Here is a 12,948-nt window from a genome sequence, read left to right on the forward strand (position 1 = left end):
TCTCGACGATGTTCCCGGCGACCGGGTCCCGGGAGCCTGGAGCCATGACGAAGAACACGGCGGACGAGACGAAGAAGACGTATACGAAGCAGACGTATACGAAGCAGGGCGCGGCCGGCTCCGCCGCGCGGGAAGGGGCGCGGGTCATGGGCACGGTTCTGGTGACGAGTGGCACCGGGAAGACCGGCCGCCGGGTCGCGGAGCGGCTGGCGGCGCTGGGGGTGCCGGTACGGGCCGGGTCACGGGCCGGCGGGGTGCCGTTCGACTGGCAGGACGAGTCGGGGTGGGCGGCCGCGCTGGACGGTGCGGAGGCCGCCTATGTGGCCTACTACCCGGATCTGGCGGTGCCCGGCGCCGCCGGGGCGATGACGGCGTTCGGGCGGGTCGCGGCGGCGAGCGGGCTCCGCCGGGTGGTGCTGCTGTCGGGACGCGGCGAACCGCAGGCGGCCGTGGCCGAGGAGGCGCTGCGCGGTGCCTGCGGGGAGGTCGAACTCACCGTCGTACGGTCGGCGTTCTTCGCGCAGAACTTCAGCGAGGGAGCCCTGCTGGACAGCGTTCTCGGCGGTGAGCTGGTCTTCCCGGCCGGGTCGGCGGCGGAGCCCTTCCTGGACATCGACGACCTGGCCGATGTGGTGGTGGCGGCGCTGACCGGGGACGGGCACGCGGGCGCGGTGTACGAGCTGACGGGGCCCCGGAGCCTGACGTTCGAGGAGGCGGCGGAGGAGCTCGGCCGGGCGGCGGGGCGGCCGGTGCGGTACGTGCCCGTGAGCGGTCCGGCGTACGCGGAGGTGCTGGAGGGGTTCGGGGTGTCCGGGCCCGAGGCGGGGTTCCTGGCCGAGCTGTTCGCGACGCTGCTCGACGGCCACAACTCCGCCACCACGGACGATGTGAAGCGGGTGCTGGGCCGGGAGGCGAAGGAGTTCACGGCTTTCACCCGCGAGGCGGCCCGGGACGGCGCCTGGCACGGCTGAGGCCGAACCTGGACCGGCTGAACTGGAGCGGGATCCTCCGGCGCCGCACGCGCCGGAGGTACAGCCCGGAAACATCGCCTGAACCGAAGAGTGACCGACGTATTGCCCGTGCGGGCCGGGGGCCATAACTTGCTTTTATGGAGCTGGAGTTGCGCCATCTGAGAACCGTCCGTGCCATCGCCGACACCGGCAGCCTCACCAAGGCCGCCGCCACGCTGGGCCTCGCCCAGCCCGCTCTCAGCGCCCAGCTGCGGCGGATCGAGAAGGCCCTGGGCGGCACGCTCTTCGAGCGTGACCACACGGGTGCCCGCGCCACTCCGCTCGGCGAGCTGGTGCTGGAGCGGGCCCGGGTGGTGCTGCCCGCGGTGAGCGAACTCCAGGCGGAGGCGGTGCGGTTCGCCAACGCCACCGGGCCGCTGGAGCGGTTCCGGCTCGGCGGTACGCACGGCCCGCTGCTCGGCGGTCTGGTCGACCGGATCGCCACGGCGCACCCGGCGGCCCCGGTCTCCACGTACACCGCGTGGTCCGTGGACGAGATCGCCGCCCTGACGATCGACGGGCGCCTGGACTTCGCGCTGATCGGCACGTGCGGCGAGAGCCCGCCGCCGCTGGCCGAGCGGCTGGTCTGGGAGGTGGTGGGGGTGGACCCCGTCTTCGTGATGCTGCCCGAGGACCACCCGCTGGCCGCCGAGGAGGAGCTGGACCTCGCCTCGCTGGCGGACCAGTGCTGGGCCGACGTTCCGGGGGACGGCTGTTTCGCCGACTGTTTCGCCACGGCCTGCGCGCGCGCCGGTTTCACCCCGGTGTCGGTGTACGAGACGGACACCTCGTCCGTCGTCCATCTGGTGCAGGTCGGGCGGGCGATCGGGCTGTGCCGGGCGACGTTCCCGCCGGTCCCCGGCGTGGTGACCCGGCCGCTCGCCGGTGCGCCGCTCAGCTGGCGGCACCTGCTGGGCTGGCACCCGCACTCCCCCGCGGCGGACGCCGCGGCGGTGGCGGTGGCCGGGCAGACCCGCGCGGCGTACGCGGAGGCCGTGTCACGCAGCCCCGTCTACGCCCGGTGGCTCGCCGGGAACCCGCGGTTCGGGCTGGTGAGCTGAGGCGGGCCTGCCCTGGGGGCCTACTCCGCGCCGTGGCCCGGTGCGGCGGCCGTGACCCGGGTGGCCAGCTCCAGGTCCTTCTCCGTGACCTTGCCGCCCGCGTCGTGCGTATGGACGGACAGGGCCACGGTGTTGTAGCCGAGCGTCAGGTCGGAGTGGTGGTTGAGCTCGTCCTGGATCTGCGCGATGTGCACGGTCAGCGCGGCGGCGGCGAAGTGCGACGGCAGCCGGTAGGTCCGGGTGATCCGGTCCCCTTCCAGCGCCCAGCCGGGCAGGGACTCCAGCCGGTGTTCGGTCTCGGTCTTCGACAGCGGTTCGGCGGACATGGAACGGCTCCCCTGGGTCTCGGATGTCGGCGTGCGAACGGACACTCGACGTTACGGTCTTCCCATGACGACTGTCTTCCCCGACACGGGGGTGGGGCCACTGCTGCGCGACTGGCGGGAGCGGCGACGGATCAGCCAGCTGGATCTGGCGCTGCGCGCCGACTCCTCGGCCCGCCACATCTCCTTCATCGAGACCGGCCGCTCGCGCCCCAGCGAGGACATGGTCCTGCGCCTGGCCGAGCAGCTGGACATCCCCGTCCGGGAACGCAACGCCCTGCTCGTGATGGCCGGTTACGCGCCCCGCTACGCGCAGACCCCGCTCGACGACCCCGCGATGGCCTCGGTGCGCGACGGCCTGGACCGGCTGCTCGCCGGGTACGAGCCGTATCCGGCGCTCGTCGTCGACGGCCGGTACGACGTGGTGGCGGTCAACCGGGGCATCGCCCTGCTCATGGAGGGGGTCGCCGAGGAGCTCCTCACCCCGCCGCTCAACGCCATGCGGATCACGCTCCACCCGGCGGGGCTCGCGCCGCGCATCCGGAACCTGGCGGAGTGGCGGGCGGATCTGCTGACGCAGATGGAGCGCCAGATCGCGCTCGTACGGTCGCCGGAGCTGCGGACGCTGTACGAGGAGGTGGCCGCCTACCCCGTGCCGGACCGGGCGGACCGGGCGGACCGGGATGCCGACGGCAGGGGCGCCGACCGGGCCCGGGAGCGTACGCCCTCCTTCGCGCTGCCTCTGGTGATCGAACACGGGGGCCAGGTGCTGTCGTTCATCGCCTCGATCGCCACGTTCAACACGCCGATGGACGTGACCGTGGCGGAGCTGGCCATCGAGACGTTCCTGCCCGCCGACCGCGAGACCGCGGCCTATCTGCGCGAGCGCCTTCCGTAACCGCCCAACCTGACCGTCCGTCCTGCCCGTCCGCCCCATGCCCCGGTCTCCGGGCAAGGGGCGGACGGGCGTTTCCTCGCGTACGGGGTCAGACGCGGGCCCCGTTGTCGAGCGGGTCACGCCGGGGTGCGCGGGCGCGCCGGGAGCTCTTGCCCGGTACCGGCGGGGGTGCGGTGGTGGTGCGTTCCAGGACCAGTGCGCCCGGTACGGCGGTGAACACCGACGACCAGGTGCCCACGACGATGCCGATGAGCAGGGCGAGCGCGAAGTCGGCCAGCGAGTCGCCGCCCAGGACCGCGAGGGCGACCAGGATGAACAGGGCCCCCATCCCGGTGTTCACCGTACGGGGAACGGTCTGGAGCACCGCCCGGCGGGCGACGGTGGCCAGAGGTGTCTTCCGGTTCCCGGCCCACAGCTCACGTACCCGGTCGAAGACCACCACCGAGTCGTTGACCGAGTAGCCGATGACGGTGAGCAGGGCGGCCAGGAAGATGCCGTCCACGGGCCGCCCCAGCCAGGCGAAGGCGCCCACGACGATGATCACGTCGTGCACCATGGCGATCACCGACCCCACGGCGAACGTCCAGCGGAACCGGACCGCCAGATAGGCCAGTTGCACCAGGACCGCGACGCCCAGGGCGATCAGCGCGTTGCGCCGCAGTTCGTCGCCGAGGCTCGGGCCGATCAGCTCGTCCCGTACCTTCGTGGTCTCGCCGCCCTCGGTGGCCAGGGCGGTCCGCAGGGCGTACTCCCCGTCGTTGTCGAGCTTTCCGGTGCGTACGGAGATGTCGCCGTCGCCCGCCGTGGTGATCTCGGCGTCACCGAACCCGGCGTCGGCGAGCGTGGAGCGGGCGGTCTCGACGTCGACGGGCCGGCTGGTGGAGTACTCGACCAGCCGTCCCCCGGTGAACTCCACCCCGAGGTCGACCCCGCGCACCACGATCCCCGCCACGGCGACGGCGACCAGGGCGGTGGAGATGACGAGCCACTGGACCGGCTTCCGGAACAGCTGGGGGTCCTTGCGGGTCAGCCAGGTCCTTACGCTGCCGGGGCGCGCGATGCCGTTGACGCCCCGGTAGTCGCTGACGAAGCGGGAGCCCGCCGCGATCTCGGTGAGCGCGCGGGCGATGACCAGCGCGGAGAACATCGAGGCGATGACGCCGATGGCGAGGGTGACACCGAAGCCCTTGACCGGGCCCGACCCCAGGAAGAACAGCAGCCCGGCCGCGAGGAGCGTGGTGATGTTCGAGTCGGCGACGGCGCTGAACGCCTTCTGGAACCCGGTGGTCAGCGCCGAGCGGAGAGAACGTGTCGGCCGGTCCTGGCACTCCTCTCTGGCCCGTTCGAAGACCAGGACGTTCGCGTCGACCGCCATCCCGATCGCCAGGACGAACCCGGCGAGTCCGGGGAGCGTGAGGGTGACGCCGAGGCCGACGAGTGCGGCGTACGAGATCACGCCGTACGCGGCGAGGGCAACGGCGGCCAAGGCGCCGAAGAGGCGGTAGACGAAGGTGATGAAGAGCGCGGTGGCGGCGGCGCCGATCAGGGCCGCCTGGGCGCTGGCGTCGATGGCGGCGGCACCGAGCGTCGGGCCGACGGTCCGCTGCTCGACGATCTCGACGGGGACGGGCAGGGCGCCGCCCTTGATGAGCAGGGCCAGGTCGCGGGCCTCCTTCGCGGTGAAGGAACCGGTGATCTGGGTACCGCCGGAGGGCAGTCCGGCCTGGCAGCCGACTGAGGGGTCGACCTGGGGTGAGGAGATGACCTTCTCGTCCAGGACGATGGCGACGCGCCGCCGCTCGTCCCCGGCGGGGTGGCAGGCCGCCTCGCCGGTCAGCTTCGTCCAGTCCTTGCCGGCGTCCTTGTGGAAGTCCAGCTTCACGGTCCAGCCGGCCGCCTGCTGGGCCTCGAAGAAGGCGGTGGCGTCCTTGACGCCCGCGCCGGAGAGGCGGACGGGTCCGAGGTCGAGCCGCGTCCCCTGCTCGTCGGGGAGGATCAGCCGCTTCTCTCCCGTCTCGGGGGCGGTATCCGTGCCGGGGGGCGCGGCGCCGAGGACCTCGTGGAAGCTGAGCTGGGCCGTGCGGCCGATGACGGCGGCGGCCTGGCGCGGGTCCTGGACGTCGGGCAGTTCGACGATGATGCGGTCCTCGCCGGAGCGGGTGAGGACGGGTTCGGCGACCCCGAGGGAGTCGACGCGCTGGCGCAGGACCTCCAGGGTGCGGTCGGTGGTCTCCCGGTCCGCCTCGACGGTGGCGGAGTCCTTGGCCTGGAGCACCATACGGGTGCCGCCCTGGAGGTCGAGGCCGAGTCTGGGTGACATGGTCAGCGTGATGTAGACGGAGACGAGCAGCACGGCGACAGCCAGAACCGCTCGCACCGTGGTGGCGCGAGTCATGGAAATCCTCCGGTGGGGCGTCGGCCGCCCTCACCTCAGTGAGGACGCGACGCCGGATCGGCAGAACAGCGGGGCCGGTGGCCGGTCGGGGGACCGGCACTCGTGCCCGGAGGACCGCGGACACCGGGCAGGGCGCCCCGGCGTCCGGAGGGCGGGGCGAAGGAGGCCGCGGTGACCCGCACGGCCTGGCCGCGCGGCACGACCGGTCCGGGCGGGCAGGGCAGCAGCCCCTCGTAGGAGGGCGGGGGCGCGTGGCCGGTGAGGTGGGCGCGGCTGATGCCTGCCCGGGGGGCCGGGGTCGTCGGATCGCCGGCTCGTGACCGCTCGTGGAGGGTGTGGGGCGTGTGGGTGTGCGGCGTATGGGTGCGGGGTGTATGGGTGCGGGGCGTGTGGGTGCGGGGCGTGTGGGTGTGCGGCCCGGTGGGTCGGGTCCGGGCGGTGGGGCGGTGGGGGCCGGGCTGCTGGTCGCGGGCGTGACGGCCGTCGGCCCCGGGACCGGCGGGGCTCGGGGCCGTGCGGGTGCGCCGCAGGTCGTGGTGGGGGCCGCCGCCGGGGTGGGCGGTGCGGTCGGTCTGCGGGGCGGGGGCCGGGGCCTTCGGCGTGTACGCGACGGTCGACGCGAGGCTGTTGAGGGCGCCGGCGGACAGCGCGGCCCCGGCGGGGGCGCCGCCGAGCAGGGTGAGGACGGCGAGCACCAGCGCGGCCAGCACGCTCCGGGTCCGGCGGTGCGCCGGTACCGGCCGGACCGGTCCCGGCCGCACCGTGGGCGCGTTCCCCCGGGGCGGCCCCGGGTGCGGGGTCACCTGGCTCGGCCGGGCAGGGCGGAGGCTGACGCCCCGTGTCGGAGCACGGAGCTGAGGATCTGTCCGGCACCGCGGACGACGGTGGTCGACGGGTCCTCGGCCAGCCGCACGGGCGCGCCGAGGCACCGGGCGAGGCGGTCGGTGACGTCGGAACGCAGCGCACCGCCGCCGGCGAGCACCGGGCCCTTGCGCAGGGCGCCGCGGATCGCGCCGTGCCGGTCCTGCCGCCACATGGACTTCACCATGTCGAGGACCGTACCGACCAGGGTCACGGGCAGCGTCGCCGGGTCCAGGTCGCTGAGCCCGGTCTCGGCCTGCCGGGCGTCGGCGATCCGGCCGCCGACGAGGAGGGTGACCTCGGTGAGCTCGGCGCCCATGTCGACGACGAGCAGCGGCCCCGCGTCGCGCGGCCCGGCGTACGCGGCGGCGGCCCGGGCGCTGCTGAGGACGAGGACGCGCGTCGGCCCCAGCCCGGCGAGGAGCTCCCGCGCGGCGTTGCGGTGGACGGCGCCGGCGAGGACGGGGTGGCTGAGGACGATGACGCTGTCCGTGCGGTCGGGGCCGAGGGCGGCGTCGGCGATGCGGCCGAGGAGCCGCCCGCAGGACTCGGGGTCGACGATGCGCCCGCGCCGGACGGGCCGCTCGGCTTCCCCGTCGAGGGCGCGGCCGAGGAGCGGGCCGGTGACCAGGCCGTGGCCGGTCACCCAGGCCCGGGTGCGGGAGCTGCCGAGGTCGAGGGCGAGTCCCCGGGCGGCCACGGTCCTGCCGCCGAGCCGGCGGTATCCGTGGCGCACCCGGAGCGCCCCGGGCCCACGCCCGGTCCCGGTCCCCTCGGCCCCGCTTCCGTCACGAAGCGGTCCGGCACCCTCGCCGGAGGGGCGGGGTACCTCGCCGAGCAGCCCGCGCTCTTCGCCGAGCCGGCCCGGAGGCGGGACGGCACGACCGCGTCGCTGTCCGTCGTACGGAGAACGCATCGCCCCTCACCCCCGGCCGGCCGTCCACAGCCGTCCACGCACCCATCGGCCCGCTGATAGCGAGGCTTGGCCAAGCCCTCACTATGCAATACCGGGTGAGGGAAAGCCACTTCCCTCCCGATTCAAAGGCACCCCGATGGAAAGGCGCCCCGACCGGACTCAGACCTTGACGGCCTCGACCACCTCCACCGCCTCCGCGACCTCCACCGCCTCCACGGCGTCAGCGGCTTCCGCTGCGGGCCCGGCCGCCGCCGGCTCCTCCTCCCCCGCCAGGACAGCCACGGCCGCCGTCTCCGCACCGGTCACCGCAACGATCTCCCCAGCCGCGCCGGCCTCCGGAACCTCTCCCGTCTCCCCCGTCAGGAAGCCGGCGATCAGCTCCGCGAACTCCTCCGGCGCCGCGATCCTGATCCCCAGCTCCTCCGCCTTGGTCCGCTTCGATCCGGCCTTCTCCCCCGCGACCAGCAGGCTGGTGCGCGCGGAGACGCTGGAGGAGGACTTCCCGCCCGCCCGCTCGATCAGCTCGTTCATCTGATTGCGCGACAGCTTCTCCAGCGCCCCGGTCATGGCCCCCGTGACCACCACCTTCATCCCCGCCAGCGGCAGCTCCGCTCCGGTCCCGCTGCCGCTCTCCTCCTCCGTACCGGGCTCGGGCGGCGGGGTGGCCCCCGGCTCCGTCATCGTCACCCCGGCCCGGACGAGCTTCTCGATCAGCGGGGCCAGCTCCACCAGCTCGGCGACGACCGCCGCGGCCTTCTCCTTGCCGATGCCGTCGACGCGCTGGAGCGACTCGGTGTCGGCGGCGACGATGTGGTCCATGGTCGCGAAGTACCGCGCGATCCTGCGGGACATGGAGCGCCCCGTTCCCCGTACGCCCAGGGCGCAGAAGACCCGGGACAGCGGGCGCGAGCGGGCGGTCCCGATGGCGGCGAGGAGATTGTCGGTGGAGGTCTCGCCCATCCGGTCCAGGGCGAGCAGCTGCTCCCGCTCCAGGGTGAACAGGTCGGCGAAGTCCGTGACGAGGCCCGCGTCGACGAGCTGGACGACCCGGGTGGTTCCGAGTCCCTCGATGTCGAGCTGGTCGCGGCCGGCGGCGTACGACACGGAGGCGACCAGGCGGCAGTTGCGGCCGCGGGTGCAGCGCCAGCGCTGCTCGCTCGTGTCGATCTCGGAACCGCACTGCGGGCAGCTCGCCGGGAACTCGATCGGTGTCTCGTCCCCGGTGCGCAGGTGGGCGACGGGCGCCTCGATGCGCGGGATGATGTCGCCCGCCTTGTAGACCATGACCTGGTCGCCCAGGCGCAGATCGCGGCGGGTGATGTCGGCCGGGTTGTGCAGGGTGGCGTAGCCGACGGTGGATCCGTCGATCTCGACGGGTTCCAGGACGGCGCGAGGCGCGATGATCCCGGTGCGCCCCACGTTCCACTCGACGGAGAGCAGGCGGGTGATCTTCTCGACGGCGGGGAGCTTGTGGGCGATGGCCCAGCGCGGCGCCCGGCTGCCGGAACCGGCCTCACGCTGGTCGGCCGCGAGGTCAGCCTTGATCACGATGCCGTCGATGCCGAACGGCAACTCGGGGCGCAGGGCGGCTATCTCGGCCACGCGCGCCTGCACCTCCTCCACGGTGGTCACCCGGACCGGCGCCACCTCCGTGGCTGCGGCCGTGTGCACGCCGAGCCCGGCGACGTACGCGAGGAGCTCGCTGTGGGGCAGCTCGGTGAGGATCTCGGCGAGCTCCCCGGAGCCGGCGAGCGGCAGGCCTCCGTAGGCGAAGAAGGTCGTCTCCACGCGGTACGCCCGGTCCTTGGCGCGCAGGGTGCCCGCCGCCCCGTTGCGCGGGTTGGCGAAGGGGGCGCCGCCGTGCTCCGTGCGGGTCGCGTTGCCCTGGTCGAACTGCTCGTTCGTCATGAGTATTTCGCCGCGCACCTCGATGGTGACCGGGGCGGCCAGCCGCTCGGGCAGCCCGGTGACGGCGGGGGCCGCGTGCGAGACGTCCTCGCCCGCCGAGCCGTCGCCCCGGGTGATCAGCCGCTCCAGGCGGCCCTCCCGGTAGCGGGCGGCGACCGCGAGGCCGTCGAGCTTCGGCTCCACGCTCCAGGCGGCGACCGGTCTGCCGATCCGCCGCTCCAGCGAGGCGGTCCAGGTGGCGAACTGCTCGGCGGAGAACACATTGTCCAGCGAGAGCATCGGCACCGTGTGCGGAACGTCCCCGACGGCGGCTCCGCCCGCCACCTTTCCGGTCGGTGATGACTCGTGTATCTCGTCGGGATGATCCGCCTCGTACGCGGCGATCCCCCGCGCCAGCCGGTCGTACGCGTCGTCGTCGAGCGTGCTCTCACCCGTGGCGTAATACGCGGCGGCGGCCTGGGAGGCCTCTTCGACCGCGGCGGCGTAGGCGGCGGCGTCGGCGAGCACAGCGGCTGAGTTCGTCATGGTGACCATCCTGCCGCCCACCACTGACAACGCCCTTGGCTGCGCCTCCCCGTGACGGCGCGAGCGGCAGGTTCCGAGGGGCCCGAGGGAGAGCGCTCTCCCATTTAAAATCCTTCAAGTAGCCTCGCCTCAGCGCTTGTTGCAGTGCTTGCGCACTCTCTTGACATGCACAGGCGGCACTCCTACGTTCCCCCATGAGAGAGCGCTCTCTAGCTCATGATCAAGGAATCTCCCCCCACTTCCGAACAGGAGTGCCGTGCTCTTCCGTAATCGACACAGCAGCGAACACCGCCGCCGACGGTCCCCCCGGTCCTGGCGCTACCGAGTCGCCGGGCTGGCCGCCGCGGCCCTCGCCGTCTCCCTCGTCCAGGCCAACGTGGGCAACGCCTCGGTCGACCGGGCCGCCGCCGAGGTCGCTCCCAAGGCCGCCGCCGATGTGGTGCGGGTGGCCGAGTTCCTGGCCGAGTGCCCCTACACCCACCGGGCCCCCGACGACCCGATCGTCTTTCCGGGTCTGCCGGGCGCCTCCCACATGCACAGCTTCTTCGGCAACGTCACCACCAACGGCAATTCCGACCTGGCGTCGCTGGAGAAGGGCCGCACCACCTGCTCGCCCGACACCGACCTCTCCTCGTACTGGGTGCCCACCCTGTACGACGGCGACCGGGAGGTGGAGCCCACCGGGACCACCTTCTACTACCTGGGAGAAGGGGTACGCGACGACGTCATCCGGCAGATCCAGCCCTTCCCCAAGGGCCTGCGCATCGTGGCGGGCAACGCGAAGGCGACCGGACCGCAGGACAACACCATCGCCCGCTGGTCCTGCCTGCACGCCGGTCACGTCAACCCCTCGCAGGACTTCGTGAACTGTCCGGCCGACACGATGCTGGAGTCCTACCTGGACTTCCCGCAGTGCTGGAACGGCAAGGACCTGGACTCCGCCGACCACAAGAGCCACATGTCCTACCCGGTGGCCGGAGCGTGCCCCTCCACCCACCCGGTGCCGGTGCCCAAGCTCCGCCAGGTGCTGCGCTATCCGGTCAGCGGCGACCCGGCCCGCTTCCGGCTGGCGTCGGGCCCCGGCTACACGATGCACGGCGACTTCTTCAACGTATGGCCGGAGGAGGAGCTGGCGCAGCGCGTACGTGACTGCATCAACGCCATCGTGAAGTGCGGCTTCGACGGCACCCCCTGATCCGACGTCACCCAACCCCCCACCGGTGTCCGCCCCGGGGCCCAGGCTCCGGGGCGGCGCCCTTCGCCCGGTCCAGGACACCCCATGACACGTTCCACCCCCTCCAAGCCCCCCGCCGCGCCAGCCCTGTTCGCCCTGCTGATCCTGCTCGCCCTGACCGCAGCGGCCGGCTGTTCCACCGCGGCGGAGCCCACGCCCCGCCCCGCCGCCGTACGGAGCACCGCGCCCGCCCCCTCCGCCTCGGCCTCCGGCACCCCCACCGACGCCGCCTGGGTCCAGCTGATGACCCCGATGAACGAGAAGGCGGTGGCCCTGCTCACCCTCGCCGCCGACCGGGCCACCGAATCCCGGGTGCGGGCCTTCGCGACCCGGCTGCGCGGTGACCAGGAAGCCGAACTCGGCCGCCTGCGGCCCCTGCTGGCCCGGATGGGGCTCCCCGACACCGATGTGCACGCGGGCCACGCCATGCCCGGCATGGTGACGGAGCGGGACCTCGAAGCGGCGAAGGCGGCCGAGGGAGCCGCGTTCGACCGGCTCTTCCTGACGCAGATCCGCGACCATCTGCGCCACTCCGCCCAGGTGTCGCGGTCCGAGATCACCGCGGGTGCCAGAGCCGACGCCAAGCGGCTGGCTGCCGCCCTCGTCACCGCGCGCGAGGCCGCGCTCACCGAGCTGGAAGCGCTTCCAGGGGCTACCCGGGCCCTCGGCTGACCGGCGCCCTGGGCTGCGGGTATAAAGGGCTGCATGACAGCCGAAGTGGAGCCGCCCGTACGCCCGACCTTGGAGGACGTGGCGGCCGTGGCCGGTGTCTCACGGGCCACCGTGTCGCGGGTGATCAACGGAGCCACCACGGTGGACCCCGCCCTGCGCACCGTGGTCGAGGAGGCGGTGGCGACGACCGGGTACGTGCCCAACCGGGCGGCGCGCTCGCTGGTGACCCGGCGCACCGACTCGGTGGCCCTGGTGATCTCGGAGCGGGAGAGGCGGCCGGACTCCGAGCCGTTCGCCGGCCGGATGTTCTCCGACCCCTACTTCGGCCGGGTCGTCAGCGGTCTCCTCGAAGTGCTGCGTCCGGCGGGCATCCAGATGGTGCTGATGCTGGCGGACGACGAGACGTCCCGCACCCAGCTGCTCTCCTACCTGCGCCACGGCCATGTCGACGGCGTCGTCCTGGTCACCTCGCACGCCGACGACCCGCTGCCCCAACTGCTCCAGGAGACCCGGCTGCCCGCCGTTCTCGCCGGCCGCCCTCCGCGTCCGTCGTCGCTGGCCTATGTGGAGGTCGACCAGCAGGCCGGGGCGCGGCTCGCGGCCGACCATCTGGCCGCGCTCGGGCGGCGCCGTATCGGGACCATCTCCGGTCCGCAGGACAGACCCGCGGGGCAGGTCCGGCTGGCCGGGTTCCTGGCCGCCCTCGCCGCGCACGGCATCGAGGATGTGGCCTGCGCCGAAGGGGACTTCACGCATCTGGGCGGCGCGGCGGCGATGCGCCGGCTGCTGGCGGAACAGCCCGGTCTGGACGGGGTGTTCATCGCCTCGGACCTGATGGCGCTGGGCGCGCTCCCGGTGTTGCAGCGGGCCGGGCGCGACGTGCCGTCCGATGTGGCCGTGGTCGGTTTCGACGACAGCAGCGCGGCGGCCGCCTGCGATCCGCCGCTGACCACCGTGCGGCAGCCAGTGGAGGAGATGGCAGCGGAGATGGCCCGGCTGCTGCTGAAGCAGATCGGCGGCCCCGGCGGCCCGTCACCCTCCATGGTCTTCCCGCCCACCCTGGTACGGCGGCAGTCGGCCTGACCCCGAGGGCACGCGCTCAGCCCGGGGTCGCGCACTCGGCCCCCGGGTCGCACGTTCAGCCC

Annotated in this window: 11 protein-coding genes; 6 read left to right on the forward strand and 5 right to left on the reverse strand. The window is 73.4% G+C overall.

Annotation, left to right across the window (positions count from 1 at the left end; translation table 11 throughout):
* The first annotated feature begins 44 nt into the window (after positions 1 to 44).
* The gene (locus R2B67_RS04190) at positions 45 to 971 is read left to right on the forward strand and encodes a Rossmann-fold NAD(P)-binding domain-containing protein (protein ID WP_317816500.1); all 927 of its coding nucleotides are present in this window, start codon (positions 45 to 47) and stop codon (positions 969 to 971) included.
* Between the two features lie 137 nt (positions 972 to 1,108).
* Positions 1,109 to 2,071 carry a LysR family transcriptional regulator gene (locus tag R2B67_RS04195; protein WP_026241721.1) on the forward strand — a complete coding sequence of 321 codons (963 nt, stop codon included), beginning with the start codon at positions 1,109 to 1,111 and terminating at the stop codon, positions 2,069 to 2,071.
* Between the two features lie 20 nt (positions 2,072 to 2,091).
* On the opposite strand, the gene R2B67_RS04200 is transcribed toward R2B67_RS04195, so the two are convergent.
* On the reverse strand, positions 2,092 to 2,397 hold the full coding sequence (locus tag R2B67_RS04200; RefSeq protein WP_317816501.1) for a 4a-hydroxytetrahydrobiopterin dehydratase: 306 nt from the start codon (positions 2,395 to 2,397) through the stop codon (positions 2,092 to 2,094).
* A 64-nt stretch (positions 2,398 to 2,461) separates the two neighbouring features.
* On the opposite strand from R2B67_RS04200, the gene R2B67_RS04205 reads away from it, so the two are divergent.
* Entirely contained in the window at positions 2,462 to 3,292 is an 831-nt protein-coding gene (locus tag R2B67_RS04205; protein WP_317816502.1) for a helix-turn-helix domain-containing protein, read from the forward strand.
* Positions 3,293 to 3,380: 88 nt separating this feature from the next.
* On the opposite strand, the gene secD is transcribed toward R2B67_RS04205, so the two are convergent.
* The 4 genes from secD to ligA form a co-directional block, all read right to left on the reverse strand.
* Positions 3,381 to 5,687 carry a protein translocase subunit SecD gene (gene secD, locus R2B67_RS04210; RefSeq protein WP_317816503.1) on the reverse strand — a complete coding sequence of 769 codons (2,307 nt, stop codon included), beginning with the start codon at positions 5,685 to 5,687 and terminating at the stop codon, positions 3,381 to 3,383.
* Positions 5,688 to 5,722: 35 nt separating this feature from the next.
* Entirely contained in the window at positions 5,723 to 6,448 is a 726-nt protein-coding gene (locus R2B67_RS04215) for a hypothetical protein (RefSeq protein ID WP_317816504.1), read from the reverse strand.
* Between the two features lie 38 nt (positions 6,449 to 6,486).
* Positions 6,487 to 7,194 carry a rod shape-determining protein gene (locus tag R2B67_RS04220; RefSeq protein ID WP_317824773.1) on the reverse strand — a complete coding sequence of 236 codons (708 nt, stop codon included), beginning with the start codon at positions 7,192 to 7,194 and terminating at the stop codon, positions 6,487 to 6,489.
* Positions 7,195 to 7,623: 429 nt separating this feature from the next.
* Positions 7,624 to 9,897: an NAD-dependent DNA ligase LigA gene (gene ligA / locus R2B67_RS04225; protein ID WP_317816505.1), complete on the reverse strand. Its 2,274-nt coding sequence runs from the start codon at positions 9,895 to 9,897 to the stop codon at positions 7,624 to 7,626.
* Positions 9,898 to 10,153: 256 nt separating this feature from the next.
* Here ligA and R2B67_RS04230 point away from each other — a divergent pair, with 256 nt between their 5' ends.
* The 3 genes from R2B67_RS04230 (at position 10,154) to R2B67_RS04240 (ending at position 12,886) form a co-directional block, all read left to right on the forward strand.
* Entirely contained in the window at positions 10,154 to 11,092 is a 939-nt protein-coding gene (locus tag R2B67_RS04230) for a DUF1996 domain-containing protein (protein ID WP_317816506.1), read from the forward strand.
* An 84-nt stretch (positions 11,093 to 11,176) separates the two neighbouring features.
* Positions 11,177 to 11,803 (forward strand): DUF305 domain-containing protein, encoded by a 627-nt coding sequence (locus R2B67_RS04235; protein WP_317816507.1) that lies wholly within the window; start codon positions 11,177 to 11,179, stop codon positions 11,801 to 11,803.
* Between the two features lie 33 nt (positions 11,804 to 11,836).
* A complete protein-coding gene (locus tag R2B67_RS04240; RefSeq protein ID WP_109980294.1) occupies positions 11,837 to 12,886 on the forward strand; it encodes a LacI family DNA-binding transcriptional regulator in 1,050 nt (349 codons plus the stop codon).
* Positions 12,887 to 12,948: the final 62 nt, after the last annotated feature.

This window comes from Streptomyces cyaneofuscatus (assembly GCF_033109485.1).
GTDB lineage: Bacteria > Actinomycetota > Actinomycetes > Streptomycetales > Streptomycetaceae > Streptomyces > Streptomyces cyaneofuscatus.